The 15,070-nt window shown below is 48.1% G+C and carries 11 protein-coding genes; 8 read left to right on the top strand and 3 right to left on the bottom strand.

What is annotated here, in order from left to right; translation table 11 throughout:
• Window positions 1–74: 74 nt before the first annotated feature.
• Both ACI31H_RS05005 and ACI31H_RS05000 read right to left on the bottom strand, forming a co-directional pair.
• Window positions 75–1,274, bottom strand: a complete 1,200-nt coding sequence (locus ACI31H_RS05005; protein WP_439770898.1) for an FAD-binding oxidoreductase — start codon at window positions 1,272–1,274, stop codon at window positions 75–77.
• A complete protein-coding gene (locus ACI31H_RS05000; RefSeq protein WP_439770897.1) occupies window positions 1,274–2,785 on the bottom strand; it encodes a phytoene desaturase family protein in 1,512 nt (503 codons plus the stop codon). The genes ACI31H_RS05005 and ACI31H_RS05000 overlap by 1 nt, the downstream gene beginning before the upstream one ends.
• A gap of 164 nt (window positions 2,786–2,949) precedes the next feature.
• Here ACI31H_RS05000 and ACI31H_RS04995 point away from each other — a divergent pair, with 164 nt between their 5' ends.
• The 7 genes from ACI31H_RS04995 (at window position 2,950) to aldA (ending at window position 12,136) form a co-directional block, all read left to right on the top strand.
• Entirely contained in the window at window positions 2,950–3,840 is an 891-nt protein-coding gene (locus ACI31H_RS04995) for a LysR family transcriptional regulator (RefSeq protein ID WP_439770896.1), read from the top strand.
• Window positions 3,841–3,973: 133 nt separating this feature from the next.
• Window positions 3,974–5,998 (top strand): DHH family phosphoesterase, encoded by a 2,025-nt coding sequence (locus tag ACI31H_RS04990; RefSeq protein WP_439770895.1) that lies wholly within the window; start codon window positions 3,974–3,976, stop codon window positions 5,996–5,998.
• 5 nt (window positions 5,999–6,003) lie between these two features.
• Window positions 6,004–6,456: a 50S ribosomal protein L9 gene (gene rplI / locus ACI31H_RS04985; protein ID WP_439770894.1), complete on the top strand. Its 453-nt coding sequence runs from the start codon at window positions 6,004–6,006 to the stop codon at window positions 6,454–6,456.
• Window positions 6,457–6,488: 32 nt separating this feature from the next.
• Window positions 6,489–7,901: a replicative DNA helicase gene (gene dnaB, locus ACI31H_RS04980; RefSeq protein ID WP_439770893.1), complete on the top strand. Its 1,413-nt coding sequence runs from the start codon at window positions 6,489–6,491 to the stop codon at window positions 7,899–7,901.
• A 171-nt stretch (window positions 7,902–8,072) separates the two neighbouring features.
• Entirely contained in the window at window positions 8,073–9,221 is a 1,149-nt protein-coding gene (locus tag ACI31H_RS04975; RefSeq protein WP_439770914.1) for an MFS transporter, read from the top strand.
• A 278-nt stretch (window positions 9,222–9,499) separates the two neighbouring features.
• The gene (locus tag ACI31H_RS04970) at window positions 9,500–10,621 is read left to right on the top strand and encodes an NAD(P)-dependent alcohol dehydrogenase (protein WP_170073675.1); all 1,122 of its coding nucleotides are present in this window, start codon (window positions 9,500–9,502) and stop codon (window positions 10,619–10,621) included.
• A 63-nt stretch (window positions 10,622–10,684) separates the two neighbouring features.
• Window positions 10,685–12,136 (top strand): aldehyde dehydrogenase, encoded by a 1,452-nt coding sequence (gene aldA / locus ACI31H_RS04965; RefSeq protein WP_439770892.1) that lies wholly within the window; start codon window positions 10,685–10,687, stop codon window positions 12,134–12,136.
• Between the two features lie 219 nt (window positions 12,137–12,355).
• Here aldA and ACI31H_RS04960 read toward each other — a convergent pair whose 3' ends face one another.
• Window positions 12,356–13,741 (bottom strand): L-cystine transporter, encoded by a 1,386-nt coding sequence (locus tag ACI31H_RS04960; protein WP_439770891.1) that lies wholly within the window; start codon window positions 13,739–13,741, stop codon window positions 12,356–12,358.
• A gap of 369 nt (window positions 13,742–14,110) precedes the next feature.
• Here ACI31H_RS04960 and ACI31H_RS04955 point away from each other — a divergent pair, with 369 nt between their 5' ends.
• Entirely contained in the window at window positions 14,111–14,986 is an 876-nt protein-coding gene (locus ACI31H_RS04955) for a PPK2 family polyphosphate kinase (protein ID WP_439770890.1), read from the top strand.
• The last annotated feature ends 84 nt before the right edge of the window (window positions 14,987–15,070 follow it).

Below are 15,070 nucleotides of genomic sequence, written 5' to 3'. Positions count from 1 at the left end.
AAGAAAGGCCCCGCCATCGATGAATGTAAAAGATCATTGATGGCGGGGCCTTTTTAGTTACATAAATAGCTAATTTAAATCTCAGGCTGGGGAACTTCAATCGTGAGGTCGCTAAGGGGGTAAGTACAGCAAAGGTAGAGATAGTGGAACTCACGGTCGGCGGCCCGGCGGTGGTCAAGCTGGTGCGGGGCAAAAACACGACCAGAAACTAACCGGGAGTGACACCACCCGCATTCGCCAGCGCGGCAGTGAGCGGGGGCGGCGATTCCATTTCTTTCGAGTGATTGAAGTAATGTCTGGTTGGTCGGCACGGTAATCGTTTGCCGGTGGTCATTAATTTGCACGGTCAATTGGACTGTTTTGCTAGCGGTACCGGTAGGATAATCGGTGAAATCGTGTGGATCGTGCGCTTCCCCTTGAACTTCTTGGCGAACCCACTTCTGTTCGAGGGGAAGTTTCCGCAGCTCCTGCTTCATAAACCGGTAGAGTCCCTGGGGACCACACATGAAGATCGAATACTGCTCATCGGTCGGTGCGTATTTTTGAATTAAGTCGGCCGTAATAAAGCCATTTTCGTAACCGGGTCGTTGCTCGTCACTCAGGACGTTAATGACCTGTACCCGGTCACAGCGTTGCGTTAACTGTTTAAATTCAGCGTGAAAGAGGATATCGTGAACGGTTCGTGATCCGTATAGGAGGATTAAGCGGCAGTTTTCATCCCCATCGGCAATTGCCTGGGCTAAAGAGTAGAAGGGGGTAATACCACTTCCCCCGGCAACTCCAATGATTATTTGAGCGTCGCGGATTGGTAGGTAGGTAAAATTACCCAGGGGTCCACTAATGGTAAGGGGCGTCCCGACCGGACAATGGTCTAGTAGGTAGTTTGAAGCAATTCCGTTCGGAACCCGTTTAACAGTAATCTGATAGTAACCGTCAAGTGCAGCCCGCGGACGTGAACTAAGTGAGTAGGGGCGGACCAGGTTAGCAGTGTCGGTTTGGAGGCGAACGCTAATATAGGATCCAGCCTGGAAGTAGGCCAATTTAGTGGTTCCCCGTTGCCGATCGGGAACGAGGGTAAAGGTTTTACAGTCTGGTCCCCATTCTTTAATCGCGCTAATTTTAACGTACTGGGCCTGGGGATGAAGGGCCGCAGCAAGTTTCCCCACCGGGAAGCCGGGATTAACCGGCGTGGTTGGAGCGGCCGCGATCACTTGCTGGCGGCGTTTGTTTAACTTAAGAAAGTGAAAACGATTAATTGATTTTAGCTCTGACATTACTGGAAAGCCTCCTTAATGATATTGTTGGCATGCAAGAATCCGTTTGTGTAGCAGTTATTATAACCATCGATATTTTCCGCTGCGGCACTGGTAATCTCAAGGTGGTTAAACATCTGCTCATCGGCCATGTTTAATAACCGGGGAACGATGTTGTCCCAGTCTTGAATCTGGTAACCATAGGGAGAGCCGTTGGGCGTGCCTAAGTACCTGGCGAAGGTAACGTCAGTGGCAAAACTAGCTTCTTCGATATAGGGACGAATGCTAATACCGGTGAACCGCTCGTAGTGGTTGACCCAGTCTTGCATCCGCTTATTTTTTGCTTGGTAATATTCGGCGGGGGAAAGGTTTGCCCAGTATTGCGGATCACCCATTGTGGTGAAGAAGAGCGTGCTAGTTCCCTTAGGTGAGGCATCCGGGACAAAGCAGTTTAGGCAGTTAGCAATGAACGTCCCCTTGTGGTTATGGTTAGTAGCAGCCGCCTGCTTGACGGGATCAAGGTCCTTGAGGATAAAGGTCGAGTAATGTTTGATTCCCAATTCTTCGGCGGACCGGTTTAATCCCAGGTACATAGTTTCCAAGCTGTAGGCAAAAGGACGGGCATTAGTTAGTTTGATGTTCTTTTCTGGTGCTTGGACGTTAGCCGGGAGGAGCTTAGTAATGATGGTGGTTGGCGAGATGTCCGCGACGACGTACCGGCTAAAGATTTTTTGTCCATTAGCTACTACACCGGTCACGGTCTTGCCGCTGTCGTCAAAGAGCAGCTGACTAACAGTGCAGTTATACCAGATGTCACCGTGGTGGCGGTAGATACTGTCAGCCAGGGCAAGTGACATTTCGTGGGACTTGTGTGCTGGCATAGCGGGGCGCTGAACAATATAGTTGTAAAGCATAACAATCATTGTAAAGAAGTCCATTTGGTCCTCGGTACCACCAAGGTAGGACCAGTACGTTTCCATCAAGTGGGCTGCCTTATCAGGGACGCCGAGGGATTTAAATCCTTGACGGGCCGTACAAGCACACATCTTAAGAAAGTCACCGTACTTGGTAAGCAGGGTTAACTTGTTAGGGTGTTCGTTGTTGATATACTGAAGGGCCTCGACGCCCGTTCGACCACAGTCCAAGGCCCGGGCGACACTTTTTCGGCAACCGGGAACCGCCTCTTCCATGGTGTCAAGAAAGTTTGTAATACCAGTGGGGAGGGTAATATCAACCTGGTCAGGAACTAGGATCCGCATTAGCTGGTTTTCGTAGTACCACTTCAGGTGAATACCGTAATGCTCAAATAGTTGCCAAACGGTTCCGGGATGGTCCTGGTCGCCGAGGTCAAATAGCTCGTGGAGGGCTGCCTCAAATTCGAAGCGGCCACGAACAAAGCTGGTCGCCGAACCGCCTGGGAGGTTATGCCGCTCAATTACCAGAGTTTTTAAGCCGGCCTTAGCAGTATTAGCAGCGGCAGATAAACCACCATTACCAGCACCGATAACGATTACGTCATATTGTTTATCCATTGCGCTTCCTTCTTTCATCATTGTGAACGTAGTATCAAGCGATTTACTTATATTTTAGAAAGCGCTTTTTCAAAAGAGAAACAGTAATTTTGTGCTGTTACCACAACAAATTGTTGTAGTGAGATTGAGGCTGGTATAGAGTAAAGGGGGAAGGGGGTAGTTCAGTGCAAATACAGATGTTACGATCATTTTTGGAACTGGCTAAGAGCGAAAGTATTTCTGAGTGTAGCCAGCGGTTAAACATTAGTCAGCAGGGACTGAGTCGTCAGCTGAATGCAATGGAGCGGGAATTAGGAATTACGTTATTTGATCGTTCCCACCAAGGGATCCGATTAACCGCGGCTGGTCGGACAGCGGTCCCGTTATTTGCCCGCGTAGTTACGGACTACCAGGCCGGGCTTAATCAGTTAGCCGTTTATCATCGGCCGGGTGCGACTAAGCTACGAATTTTTGTTTGTCCAGGAATTAAACAGTCCTTGGGATTAGACTTCTTTTTCCGTTTTCAAGAGGAACACCCCCAGCTTAAGTTGGATTTGCAGTTTGCTGAAGACGACCGTTGTGAAAAAGCGTTATTAAGTGGTGATGCCGATGCGGCTTTTTTAGACTGGCCCCATCATCCGGCGGCCTTTCACCGTCAGTTAGTGGTAAAGAGCCACCTTGTTGCGGTAATGAAGGCCGATAACCCATTAGCGAAGTCGTCACCGCTAAGCATGCAGCAACTAGCGGGGGTTCAAGTTTACTTTCCTGACGAAAGTAACTATATGAGCCAACGTTTTCGCAAGCATTGGCCACAATTTTATTCCACAATGAAGATCCCCTTCTCATCGAATGACTACGATACCTTTTACCGTCTGCCGATGTATTTAGGCGGGGTGGCCCTCACCTTTCGTTTTCTTTGCCACCAGCTAGAAAAGGAACTGGTGGCGGTACCGATTAAGGAGAGAAGTTTTGTCGAAATCTTCTTTTGCTGGCGAAAAGAAACGGCGCCCTCCCCAGCATTGCGGTTACTAGCTAACTACCTAACGGCACACGTTCACATGGTCGAAACCGGCTAACGTTTACGGAATGGTCTGGCAGGTAAGAACTATCGTGATTAAATTCTCAATAAGGTTTGTTGCCGTCTGATGTGATATGATAGATCTATCCAGGGAAAATGGGGCCACTATGACCCAATTTGGGAGGATTACTATGCAAAAGTTTTTCAGTCGTGAAAACTGGGCGTTTTACTTTAAACACCCGGCCGTCCGCTGGAATGTCTGCTATTTGCTATTATTAACCATCATTAGCCTCTGCTTTGCCTTTACCTTTAACTGGGTAAGCGGCATAGTCGTGTTCGTGATTGCATTGGTGGGTGGCGTGGCAAGTATCAAACGCCTTCGTCGCCTAGTCATCGATGCTAACGAGTACTTAAACCATTTAATGTATCAGATTAAGCAGGGTCAACAAGAGGCCCTTTTGGAAATGCCATTAGGGATGATCATGCTTAATCAACGAAATGAAGTTGAATGGATTAACCCGTACATGGCCCGTTATTTTACGATCGAACGGGTTGTGGGTAAGCCACTATCAGAAGTTGACCAGGGGCTTGCTAAGGTGGTCGAGCAACATGCAGATGATAAGAAAGCCCAGGTAGTCTCATGGCGAAACCGGCAGTTTGAATGTCTGGTTCAAAAGCAAAACCGGGTAGTCTACCTGATGGACGTCACGAAATATGAACAGATTAGCAAGCGGTTTAAGCAGGAACAGATTTTCCTGGGGAATATTTATCTCGATAACTATGATGAATTGATCCAGGGGATGAGTGATTCCGACGTGTCCAACCTCCACAACTACGTTACTTCGGAGATTAATAAGTGGGCGACGGAGAACCACCTACTAATGAAAATTATCGATGATGATAACTACCTTATTATCGGACACCAGCAGTCGCTAGGTGTCCTTGAGCAGAAGAAGTTTAAGATTCTAGATATTATTCGAGAAAATACGTCTCAGCAAAATTCACCGGTCACCCTCAGTGTCGGAATTGCCTATGGTGAAAATGACCTGGTTAAGCTGGCAGATACCGCCCAGGACAACCTTGACTTGGCACTCGGGCGTGGTGGTGACCAGGTGGTTGTCCGTTCTAAGGATCAGCCGGCCCGCTTCTATGGCGGAAAGACGAACCCGATGGAGAAGCGAACCCGGGTACGGGCCCGGATGATTAGTCAGGCACTGAAGGAATTAATTGACCAGGCTGACCAGCTCTTTGTAATGGGGCACCAGAAGCCTGATATGGACTCACTGGGGGCCTGCCTAGGAATTCGGCGGATCGCCGAGATGAATGATAAGGAATGCTGGATCGTGGTCGATAATGAGCACCAGCACTCTGATATTCAGCGGTTAATGCAAGAAATTGATAACTACCAGAGTATTAAGGACCACATCATTTCGCCAAGTACGGCGCTGGAAAAGGCGACTGACAATAGTCTGCTGGTAATGGTTGATCATGCTAAGAAGAGTATTACCATTTCACCAGAACTCTATGATAAACTGCAAAACCGGCTAATCATCATTGACCACCACCGGCGGGGCGAAGAATTCCCTGAGAACCCACTGTTGGTATACATCGAGCCGTATGCTTCATCGACCTGTGAGTTGATTACCGAAATGTTTGAGTACCAACCACGGGAAGGAGAAGGGCTGAATAAGCTAGAAGCAACGACGATGTTGACGGGAATCCAAATCGATACCAAGTCCTTTACCAAGAGCGCCGGAACCCGAACCTTTGACGCGGCGAGTTACCTACGTTCGGCGGGAGCGGACGGGCTGATGATCCAGTCCTTTATGAAGGAGGATCCGCACAGCTTTATGCAACGCAACCACCTCTTGGCCCGGGCGGAGATCAGTAACCAGATTGCCATTTGTACTGGTGAAGAGGACCGTTATTATGACTCAGTCACCACGGCGCAGGCGGCCGATATGCTCTTACAAATTTCGGGCGTCGATGCCTCATTTGTAATTACCAAGCGGTCCAATGATGAAGTGGGAATTTCGGCCCGGTCGATGGGTGACTTTAACGTTCAAGTTATAATGGAGAAGATGGGTGGCGGTGGTCACTTGGCCAACGCGGCTACCCAGATTAGTGGTCAAACGATTGCGGAAGTTAAGCAGACGTTGCTTAATATTCTCAACCAGCAGGACACCGCTAAGGATGAAGAACAAACAGAGGAGTGACAGTAATGAAAGTTATTTTTACACAAGATGTTCGTGGACGCGGTAAGCGGGGACAAGTCAAGGAAGTTCCTGACGGTTACGCACAAAACTACCTGATTAAGCGGGGCCTGGCTAAGCAAGCAACGAAGGCGGCAATGAGCCAATTAGCCGGTCAAAAGCGGGCTGAAGAAAAGCACGCGGAAGCAGAACTAGCAGAAGCAAAGCGGGTTAAGAAGGTCCTAGAAGACGACAAGACCGTTGTTGAACTGAGCGGAAAGGCCGGTACTGATGGCCGGATGTTTGGTTCAATTTCAACGAAGCAAATTGCGACGGCCTTGGCTAAGCAATACAAGGTTAAGATTGACAAGCGCAAGATTGAATTGGCAGCGCCAATCAAGGCCTTGGGTTACGTTAATGTACCGATTAAGTTACACCCAGAAGTAACCGCCGAAATTCGTGTTCACATTGCGGAAAAGTAGGTTAATTAGTAATTCAAAGGAGCGGTATCGTCATGGATAATGCACCGATACAGGAAGAACCACGCGATCTTGAAGCTGAAAAAGCAGTTCTTGGAGCTGCTTTTTTAAGTAAGAACGCGTTGGGCGATGCAATGGAATATCTGGAGCCCCGTGACTTTTACCGGCGGGCTCACCAGATTATTTTTGAAAAGATGGTTGACCTCTACGAGGATGACCAACCGATCGACCCAATCACGATGAACAGCGCCTTGCAAAAGGATAACCAGACGGAAAATGTGGGGGGCCCGACCTATATTGCGGAGTTAGCATCCTCAGTTCCGTCCGCGCGGGACGTTGGCTACTACGCTAAAATTGTCCATGATAAGGCGACCCGGCGCCGGTTGATTGAAACGGCGACGAAAATTATTAACGAAGGGTACGCTGATAACCAGGGAATTGATGACCTGCTGGATTCGGCCGAACGGGGAATCATGGAGGTATCCGAGGGGAGCAACCAGACCGACTTCAAGAAAATTTCGTCAGTACTGGATGAATCCCTGGCCCACATCGATGAGTTATCGCAAAAGAAGACCGACGTTACGGGTCTGAAGACGGGTTACAAGCAGCTTGATGAAATGACGACGGGTCTGCATAAGGACGAGTTAGTAATTCTGGCTGCCCGGCCGGCCGTTGGTAAGACGGCGTTTGCGTTAAACATCGCGCAAAACGTGGCGACCCGGACAAACGAGGACGGCCAGCGGACCACGGTTGCTATCTTTAGCCTTGAAATGGGCGCCGAGTCCCTGGTTAACCGGATGCTTTGTGCAGAGGGGAATATCAATGCCAACCACCTCCGAACTGGTCAACTAACACCCGAAGAGTGGGAAAGTATGTATATGGCAATGGGGACCCTCTCCAATGCACAGATTTACATCGACGATACGCCGGGAATTAAGGTTGCCGAAATCCGGGCCCGTTGTCGGCGCCTGGCAAAGGAAAAGGGTAATTTAGGCCTGATCGTCATTGATTACCTCCAGCTAATTGAAGGTAATAATCCGGACAACCGGCAGCAAGAAGTTTCCGAAATATCCCGGCAGTTAAAGAAGCTGGCCAAGGAACTAGAGGTACCGGTAATTGCCCTCTCCCAGCTATCACGGGGAGTCGAACAGCGGCAGGATAAACGGCCGGTGCTGTCCGATATTCGTGAGTCGGGGTCCATCGAACAGGATGCCGATATCGTCGGTTTCCTCTACCGTGATGACTATTATGAGCATGAGGGCGACGATGATGAGCAAAACGGTGGTGGCGCCCAACAAGAAGATGATGATGACGCTGCAAACGTTAGTGAAGTCGAAGTAATTATTGAAAAGAACCGTAGTGGTCCGCGGGGAACCGTCAAACTCTTATTTGCTAAGTCATATAACAAGTTTGCTTCGGTCGCGTATGTCCCTGAAGATCACCAGTAGAATAACGATCGTAGTAGCTGAAGCTGGGAAGAAAGTTTTCCGGCCTCAGCCTTGTTGTCTATTACGCAATCGTCACGAAGGGTAAGTGGCACGCTTGGCAGTTCAGTCATTTTGGGGGTGGCCGACGTGGAGAAGACAAGTGGTATTAAGCTCAAGTGGCTGTTAATCAGTATGTTTATCAGTAGTATCGGTAATAGTTTTGTCTGGCCGCTGACGACTATTTACATGCATGACCAGCTTCATGAATCCTTGACAATGTCAGGGATTGTCCTGCTTTTCTACTCGGGTGCGAACGTAGTTGGTAGCTATATCAGTGGCCTGTTGTTTGACCGCCATAATCCGCACTGGTTGCTCTTAGGTGGAACGGTGATTGCTACGGCAGTGATTGCCTTTCTGATCTTTTTTAATGGCTGGCCAATTTATGCGGTTCTCCTGACGGCGATTGGTTTTTTTAACGGCTGGATCATCACGCTGATTAACTCTTATGCCACCAAGATTAGCCAGGATGGGCGCTACGTTTTTAGCATGCTTTACTTTGCTAGTAACTTGGGGATGGTGATTGGAACCACGATTGTGGGCCCCCTTTACCAGTATGCTAACGGTAATGTCGGACCGCTATTTTCAATTACAACTGCCTTTTACCTGATTCTCTCAGGGATTGCCCTCTTCTGCTTTAACGATGTGGTTAAGGAACCCGGGACGAGGACGGCCCAGCAGGGGAGTCGTGCCAGCTCACCCCTTCCCCGGGCCAACCTTTGGATTTGCTGGACCTTTTTTATCAGTCTCTGTGTTATTTGGACAATGTATGAGCAGTGGTCGAGTAACCTCTCCGTCTTTATGACTGAACAGGGGATTTCCATGACTAAGTACAGCCTCTTATGGACGATTAATGGGGTCTTAGTGGTAGTTTCCCAGCTGGTTCTTTCCTGGCTAAGCCGCTGGTACAACAACCCCTACCTGTTGGTATATATCGGAACGTTAACCATTGGCCTCTCCTTTGTGCTACTGTTAGCGGCTAAGTCGTACGGTTGGTACGTCCTTGCAATGATTGTTTTAACGATTGGTGAAGCGACGGTTATCCCGACGATGCCAGCAATCGTCAATAGTCTGTCACCGGTTGCGGTTAAGGGAAAGTACCAGGGGATTCTCAATGCCTATTCGTCACTAGGGAAGGCAATCGGTCCCCTCTTTGGTGGACTAGTCATCGGTGCCTTTTCCTACCGCTTCTTGTTTATCGTCTGTGCAGGCGCAATTTTCCTAGTTGAGCTAGTGATTTTACTGGTGGTCCTGTTAAAACGTCCGCAAACCAAACGCTACTAGGAAATAGTGAAAAATAAATTACTTAAGCAGTTAGTGAGATAAGCCCCACTAACTGCTTTTTTATTGATTAGACCGGCCTTTATTAGGTTTATAGATGAAAATATTATCATACGTTAAGTTTAAAGTTTCACAAGTATTTTCGGTAATTAGACATACTCTAAGTAAGTGTGTAACAATCTTGTATCTATTAGTAAGTAAATAAAACCTAACATCCCTAACACTTTGTGATAGTTTAAACATTGTAAAGCGTTTGCAATTATTTAAGGAGATGGATTGTGATGAAAATCAAAGCTGCTGTTGTAGATAAGAAAGGCGCAAAGTTTGATATTCGTGACGATGTTGAGTTGGCCGATATGCAGGCCGACGACCTCCAAGTGCACATGGTTGCTACTGGGATTTGCCACTCTGATGAAGCCCTCCGGAAGGGTGACGCAGAGATTGGTTACCCAATCATCCTTGGTCACGAAGGTTCCGGGATTGTTGAAAAGGTTGGCCCAGAAGTTAAGGACTTCAAGCCTGGCGACCACGTTATCCTGTCATTCTACGGCTGTGGTAACTGCATTAACTGTTTGAAGGGTAAGCCAACTAAGTGCTTGAACTACGCCGCTAACAACCTTTCCGGTGTTCGTCCTGACGGTAGTGCCCACTTCACTGAAAATGGTCACCAAGTTGACGACATGTTTGACCAATCATCATTCACTACCACCACGGTTGTTCGTGAACGGAACGCGGTTAAGGTACCTAAGGATCTTGACCTGCGGAAGCTTGGTCCTCTGGGCTGTGGTTACGTAACTGGCTCTGGGACGGTCTTCAACACCTTGAAGCCAGAACCAGGTTCCACCATTGCTGTAACTGGTACTGGTGCCGTTGGTCTGGCCGCAATGATGGCTGGTAAGATTTCTGGCTGCACCAAGGTTATCGCTGTTGACCGGGTTCCAGAACGGTTGAACCTTGCCAAGGAATTAGGTGCTACTGATGCCATTAACACCAACGACGAAGACATGGTTAAGGCTATTCAAAAGTTAACTGATGGTAAGGGTGTTGACTACATCGTTGATACTACTGGTGTTACTAAGGTAATGGAAGATGCCATCCAAGCCTTAGCTCAAGGTGGTGTTCTGGCCGCCATTGCCGTTACTGCACAACACATTGACGTTAACACTTGGAATGACCTTTGCCCTGCTGACCGGACCATCATTGGTGTTAACATGGGTGACTCAATTCCACAAGTTGACATTCCACGGTTGATTGAATTCTACAAGCTCGGCATGTTCGACTTCGACAAGACCGAAAAGTTCTATGACTTCGATCAAATTAACGAAGCTAATGCTGACTCTGTATCTGGTAAGACGATTAAGCCAGTACTGGTTATCGACAAGGACTACAAGCCAGGCGAATAATTGAGTTAGTTAGTAAAGTTGGTTTAAGGCATTTACTTAGTATGCTTGAAAGGAAGCAATAAAATGGCTACGCCACATTACAAGATGTACATTAATGGTAAGTTTGTTGATACGGACTCCGGTAACAAGATTACCGTCATCAGTCCAAATGACGAATCCGTTTTAGGGACGGTTCCAAGTGCAACGGTTGAAGAAACCCAACAAGCAATTGATGCTGCCACGGAAGCCGAAAAGACTTGGCACCGGGTACCTGCACCAACTCGTGGAATGTACCTCCACAAGCTAGCAGAAGAAATTCGTAAGGACCCCGAACCATGGATTAAGAATCTGCAAGTCGAACAAGGGAAGATTCGTTCACTAGCAGAAACGGAAGTCAACTTTACGGCTGACTACTTTGACTACATGGCTGCTACTGGTCGGACTTACAAGGGTGAAGTAATCCAATCCGATAATAAGGACGAAACAATTTTGCTAAAGCGGATGCCAATCGGTGTAATTGCCGGAATCCTACCATGGAACTTCCCATTCTTCCTGATTGCGCGGAAGATGGCTCCAGCTTTGGTAACTGGTAACACAATTGTACTGAAGCCAAGTTCTGACACCCCAATTGGTGCACTTGAATTTGCTAAGCTCTGTGACAAGGTTGGTATCCCAGCCGGGGTTGTTAACTTTGTTACTGGACCTGGTTCGGTTGTTGGGAACGAACTTTCCAAGAACCCAAAGGTCGGCATGGCTAGCTTAACTGGTTCTGTGGGCGCTGGTAAGCGGATCATGTCTGCTGCTGCTGAGCACATTGGTGAAGTTTCACTTGAACTTGGTGGTAACGCACCAGCAATCGTTTGTGATGATGCGGACTTGGACGAAGCCGTTAGTGACATTGTCAACTCACGGTACGACAACAACGGTGAGCTTTGCAACAACGTTCAACGGGTTTACGTCCAAGAAGACATTGCCGATGAATTTATGAAGAAGCTGACGGCGGCTGTTAAGCAGATTACCGTTGGTGACACGGCTAAGAACCCAAAGATTGGCATGGGTCCACTGATCAACAAGGCTGCTTTGGAAAAGGTTGACAGCCAAGTAAAGCAAGCCGTTAAGGAAGGCGCCAAGGTTGTTCTTGGTGGTAAGCCAGTTGACGGCAAGGGCTTCTTCTATGAACCAACTATCCTAACTAACGTCAAGCAAGATGGCTCTGCTATCCAAGACGAAATCTTCGGCCCAGTTCTCCCAGTGATGACCTTCAAGACTCTGGACGAAGCCGTTGACATGTGCAACGATAGTACGATGGGTCTGACTTCTGGTATCTTCACCAAGAGTCTTGACCGGGCTGCCTACGCAGTTAATGAGATCCAGGCTGGTGAAACCTACGTTAACCGGAACTACTTCGAAGCAATGCAAGGTTACCACGCTGGTGTTAAGGAATCTGGTATTGGTGGTTCTGATGGTATGCACGGCATCCTCGAATGCACTGATACGAAGGTTGTTTACATCCAACGTCACCCAGAAAACATCTAAACAGTACGCATAAGCTAAGTATCTCCTAACGGACGGGAGCGAGACAGAAGTCGGTTATGACTTCGTCTTCGAGCCCCCGCGAGTACAAATAGGGGTCCAGAGTTCGACCTTTGCCGGACTTTGGACCCCATTTGTGTACCGCGTTATTCGCCTTTAATCCATATAAAGGGACTTATGTCACAGCCCCGATTTATGGTTAGATCAAAATTTCCCGGGAAATTAAAGTTCGTTAGCAACGATGTTGGTTTGATCCTTCAGCTTGTCATGGTCCAACTCATCCAGGTTCTTGGCGGTAACAACACCAGCTAGGATAGAGTCGTTAACGTTTAGTGCAGTCCGGGCCATGTCAATGATCGGGTCAATTGCGATGAGGACACCCATGACAGCAACGGGGAGGTTTAAGGTTCCCAGGACCATCAGAGTGGTGAAGGTGGCACCCCCACCAACACCAGCGACCCCGAAGGAGGAAATAACGTCGATGGCGATTAAGGTCAGGATAAATTGCCAGGAAGTTACACTAATACCAGCGGTTGGCGCAATAATTGCCGCAACCATTGAAGGGTAAATTCCGGCACAGCCGTTTTGACCAATCGTCAGACCGAAGCTTGCCGCAAAGTTAGCAACTGACGAGCTGACACCAAGCGAATCCCGTTGGATTTTAACGTTAAGCGGTAAGGTACCAGCACTCGTCCGTGAGGTAAAGGCAAAGACGAGTGCGGGCCAGGCCTTCTTGTAGTAGGTAACCGGGTTAATCCGGTTGGCCATTAAAATCAGGGTGTGGACGATAAACATGATGATGATCGCCACATAGGCAGCGACGATAAAGGTACCGAGCTTGGCGATAGAGGCAAAGCTACTCGTTGCGGTAGCCTTAACCATCAGTGTAAAGATACCGTAAGGGGTTAACTCTAAGACCATCTTAACCAGCCGGCTGACAATCCCTTGGAGGGCGTCAATTCCCTTGGCAAAGATCCGGGCCTGGTCTGGCTGACTGTTGCGTAGGCCGAGGTAGGCTACCCCGACCATTAGTGAGAAGATCACGACGGCAATCGTACTAGACGAGCGGGTGCCGGCAAAGTCAGCGAAGATGTTTGTCGGCAAGAGGTTCGTGATTTGCTGGGGGAGGGTAAGCCCCTGGAGGGTTGCCTGGTGAGACTTAATGGCGCTTAAGGCCGTCGAGTCAGCAGCCATTCCCTTGATAAAGCTGGCCCCTTGTAAGTGGAAGATGAGGACGCTGACGATACCGATCAAGGACGCGACCGCCGTGGTCGAAAGGAGGATGCCGAGTACGTTGGTGGTCATCCGCTTAAGGTTTGTCCGGGCCGTCAGCCGGGTAAAGGCGCCGACTAACGAGACGAAGACAAGGGGGATTACCAACATCTGGAGTAAGGCGATGTAGCCATTACCGACAATGTTAATCCAGTCGATTGCGTTAGTGACGGTTTTACTGGTGGGACCATAAATTAATTGGACTGCACCACCGCCAATAATTCCTAAAACTAGGGCTAAGAGGACCAGTTTGGTAAAGCCCCAGTGCCGCCGGTGGAGGTAAATCATCCCCGCCATGATCGCGGCGGCGATAATAACGATTAATAGTGTTTGCATTTTAATGCTCTCTTTCTGTATTGAACGTGATGAAATAATAGCCGAGTTTAGTAAACAAAAAAAGAGTTCCCAGTGCGCGCACTCTGAGAACTCTTTTAGGTAATTTAATTAAACGGGGGACTACTTGTTAGTCGTGCCGTTTCCTTGCAGAGTAATCTGTGGGTAACGCAAAAAACATGTTGGCATTAGCACAACATGGACAACAAGTAGTTACTTGGGCAAAAATTGCGTTAGTCATTGTGATTACTCCCTTCATTTCTAAACTCGGCTTAAATATAACCCGCTAGTTACTTTTTGTCAATAAAGAAAATTCGCCCAAACCACCAAATTAGGTATAGGATGGTGGTAATGAATTAAGGAGGTTATGAAATGAATACTAAACAATACCGGTATAATAGTGATAATTTTAATATTAAGACTGCCCCGACCTTTGCGAAAGATTCTAGTGATGAATTGAAAAAGATCAAAAAGCAGATCAAGAAGAACCTCAAGCATATCCGGGAAGCCCAAAAGAAGATGTACGCCCGGCGTCATTACAGCATTTTGGTTGTTTTCCAGGCAATGGATGCCGCGGGGAAGGACAGCATGATTTCCCATATCTTTTCCGGTGTTAACCCGGTTGGTTTTCGGGTTGCTAACTTTAAGCAACCAACTGCTAGGGAATTACGGCATGACTACCTCTGGCGGATTAACCGGGAGCTGCCGCTACGGGGTGACATCGGGGTATTTAACCGTTCCTACTACGAAGATGTTTTAGTGACCCGGGTTCACCCGGAGATTATTCTCAACAGTAATTTACCCGAAATTAACTCGCTCGCTGACGTTAATAACCACTTCTTTGAGAAACGCTACCAGGATATTCGGGAATACGAAAAGTACCTTTCCCGGAACGGCTACGTTGTTTTGAAATTCTTCCTGCACGTTTCCAAGGAAGAACAGAAGAAACGGTTCCTGGCCCGGATTGATACACCGGAAAAGAACTGGAAATTCTCGGCAGCCGATATTCGGGAACGGCAATACTGGGATGACTACCAACGGGCCTATGAGAAGGCAATCAACGCAACCGCGACAAAGGAAAATCCGTGGTACGTGGTTCCTTCTGATGACAAGTGGTACTCCCGCCTGATCGTATCGGATATTTTGACTAAGCGGATTGAACAATTACCGCTGGCCTATCCAGAAGTAACCGCCCAGCAGAAGCAGGAATTGGCCAGTGCCCGCCAGCAGTTACTGGATGAAAAATAATATTTAAAACGAAAAAGACGAGGAATTAATTCGGTTCTACAATTTTAAGTACTGATGGATTTAACATCAGTACTTATTTTGGTT

The organism is Limosilactobacillus sp. (assembly GCF_051873035.1).
Classification (GTDB): Bacteria; Bacillota; Bacilli; order Lactobacillales; family Lactobacillaceae; genus Limosilactobacillus.
Note: the sequence above shows the minus strand (reverse complement) of the source record. Positions and strands in the feature narration are given on the sequence as shown.

Coding starts and splice junctions, on each gene's coding strand:
- ACI31H_RS05005 (WP_439770898.1), bottom strand. CDS start 1,274: ATGTCAGAGCTAAAATCAATTAATCGTTTTCACTTTCTTAAGTTAAAC.
- ACI31H_RS05000 (WP_439770897.1), bottom strand. CDS start 2,785: ATGGATAAACAATATGACGTAATCGTTATCGGTGCTGGTAATGGTGGT.
- ACI31H_RS04990 (WP_439770895.1), top strand. CDS start 3,974: ATGCAAAAGTTTTTCAGTCGTGAAAACTGGGCGTTTTACTTTAAACAC.
- rplI (WP_439770894.1), top strand. CDS start 6,004: ATGAAAGTTATTTTTACACAAGATGTTCGTGGACGCGGTAAGCGGGGA.
- dnaB (WP_439770893.1), top strand. CDS start 6,489: ATGGATAATGCACCGATACAGGAAGAACCACGCGATCTTGAAGCTGAA.
- ACI31H_RS04975 (WP_439770914.1), top strand. CDS start 8,073: ATGTTTATCAGTAGTATCGGTAATAGTTTTGTCTGGCCGCTGACGACT.
- ACI31H_RS04970 (WP_170073675.1), top strand. CDS start 9,500: ATGAAAATCAAAGCTGCTGTTGTAGATAAGAAAGGCGCAAAGTTTGAT.
- aldA (WP_439770892.1), top strand. CDS start 10,685: ATGGCTACGCCACATTACAAGATGTACATTAATGGTAAGTTTGTTGAT.
- ACI31H_RS04960 (WP_439770891.1), bottom strand. CDS start 13,741: ATGCAAACACTATTAATCGTTATTATCGCCGCCGCGATCATGGCGGGG.
- ACI31H_RS04955 (WP_439770890.1), top strand. CDS start 14,111: ATGAATACTAAACAATACCGGTATAATAGTGATAATTTTAATATTAAG.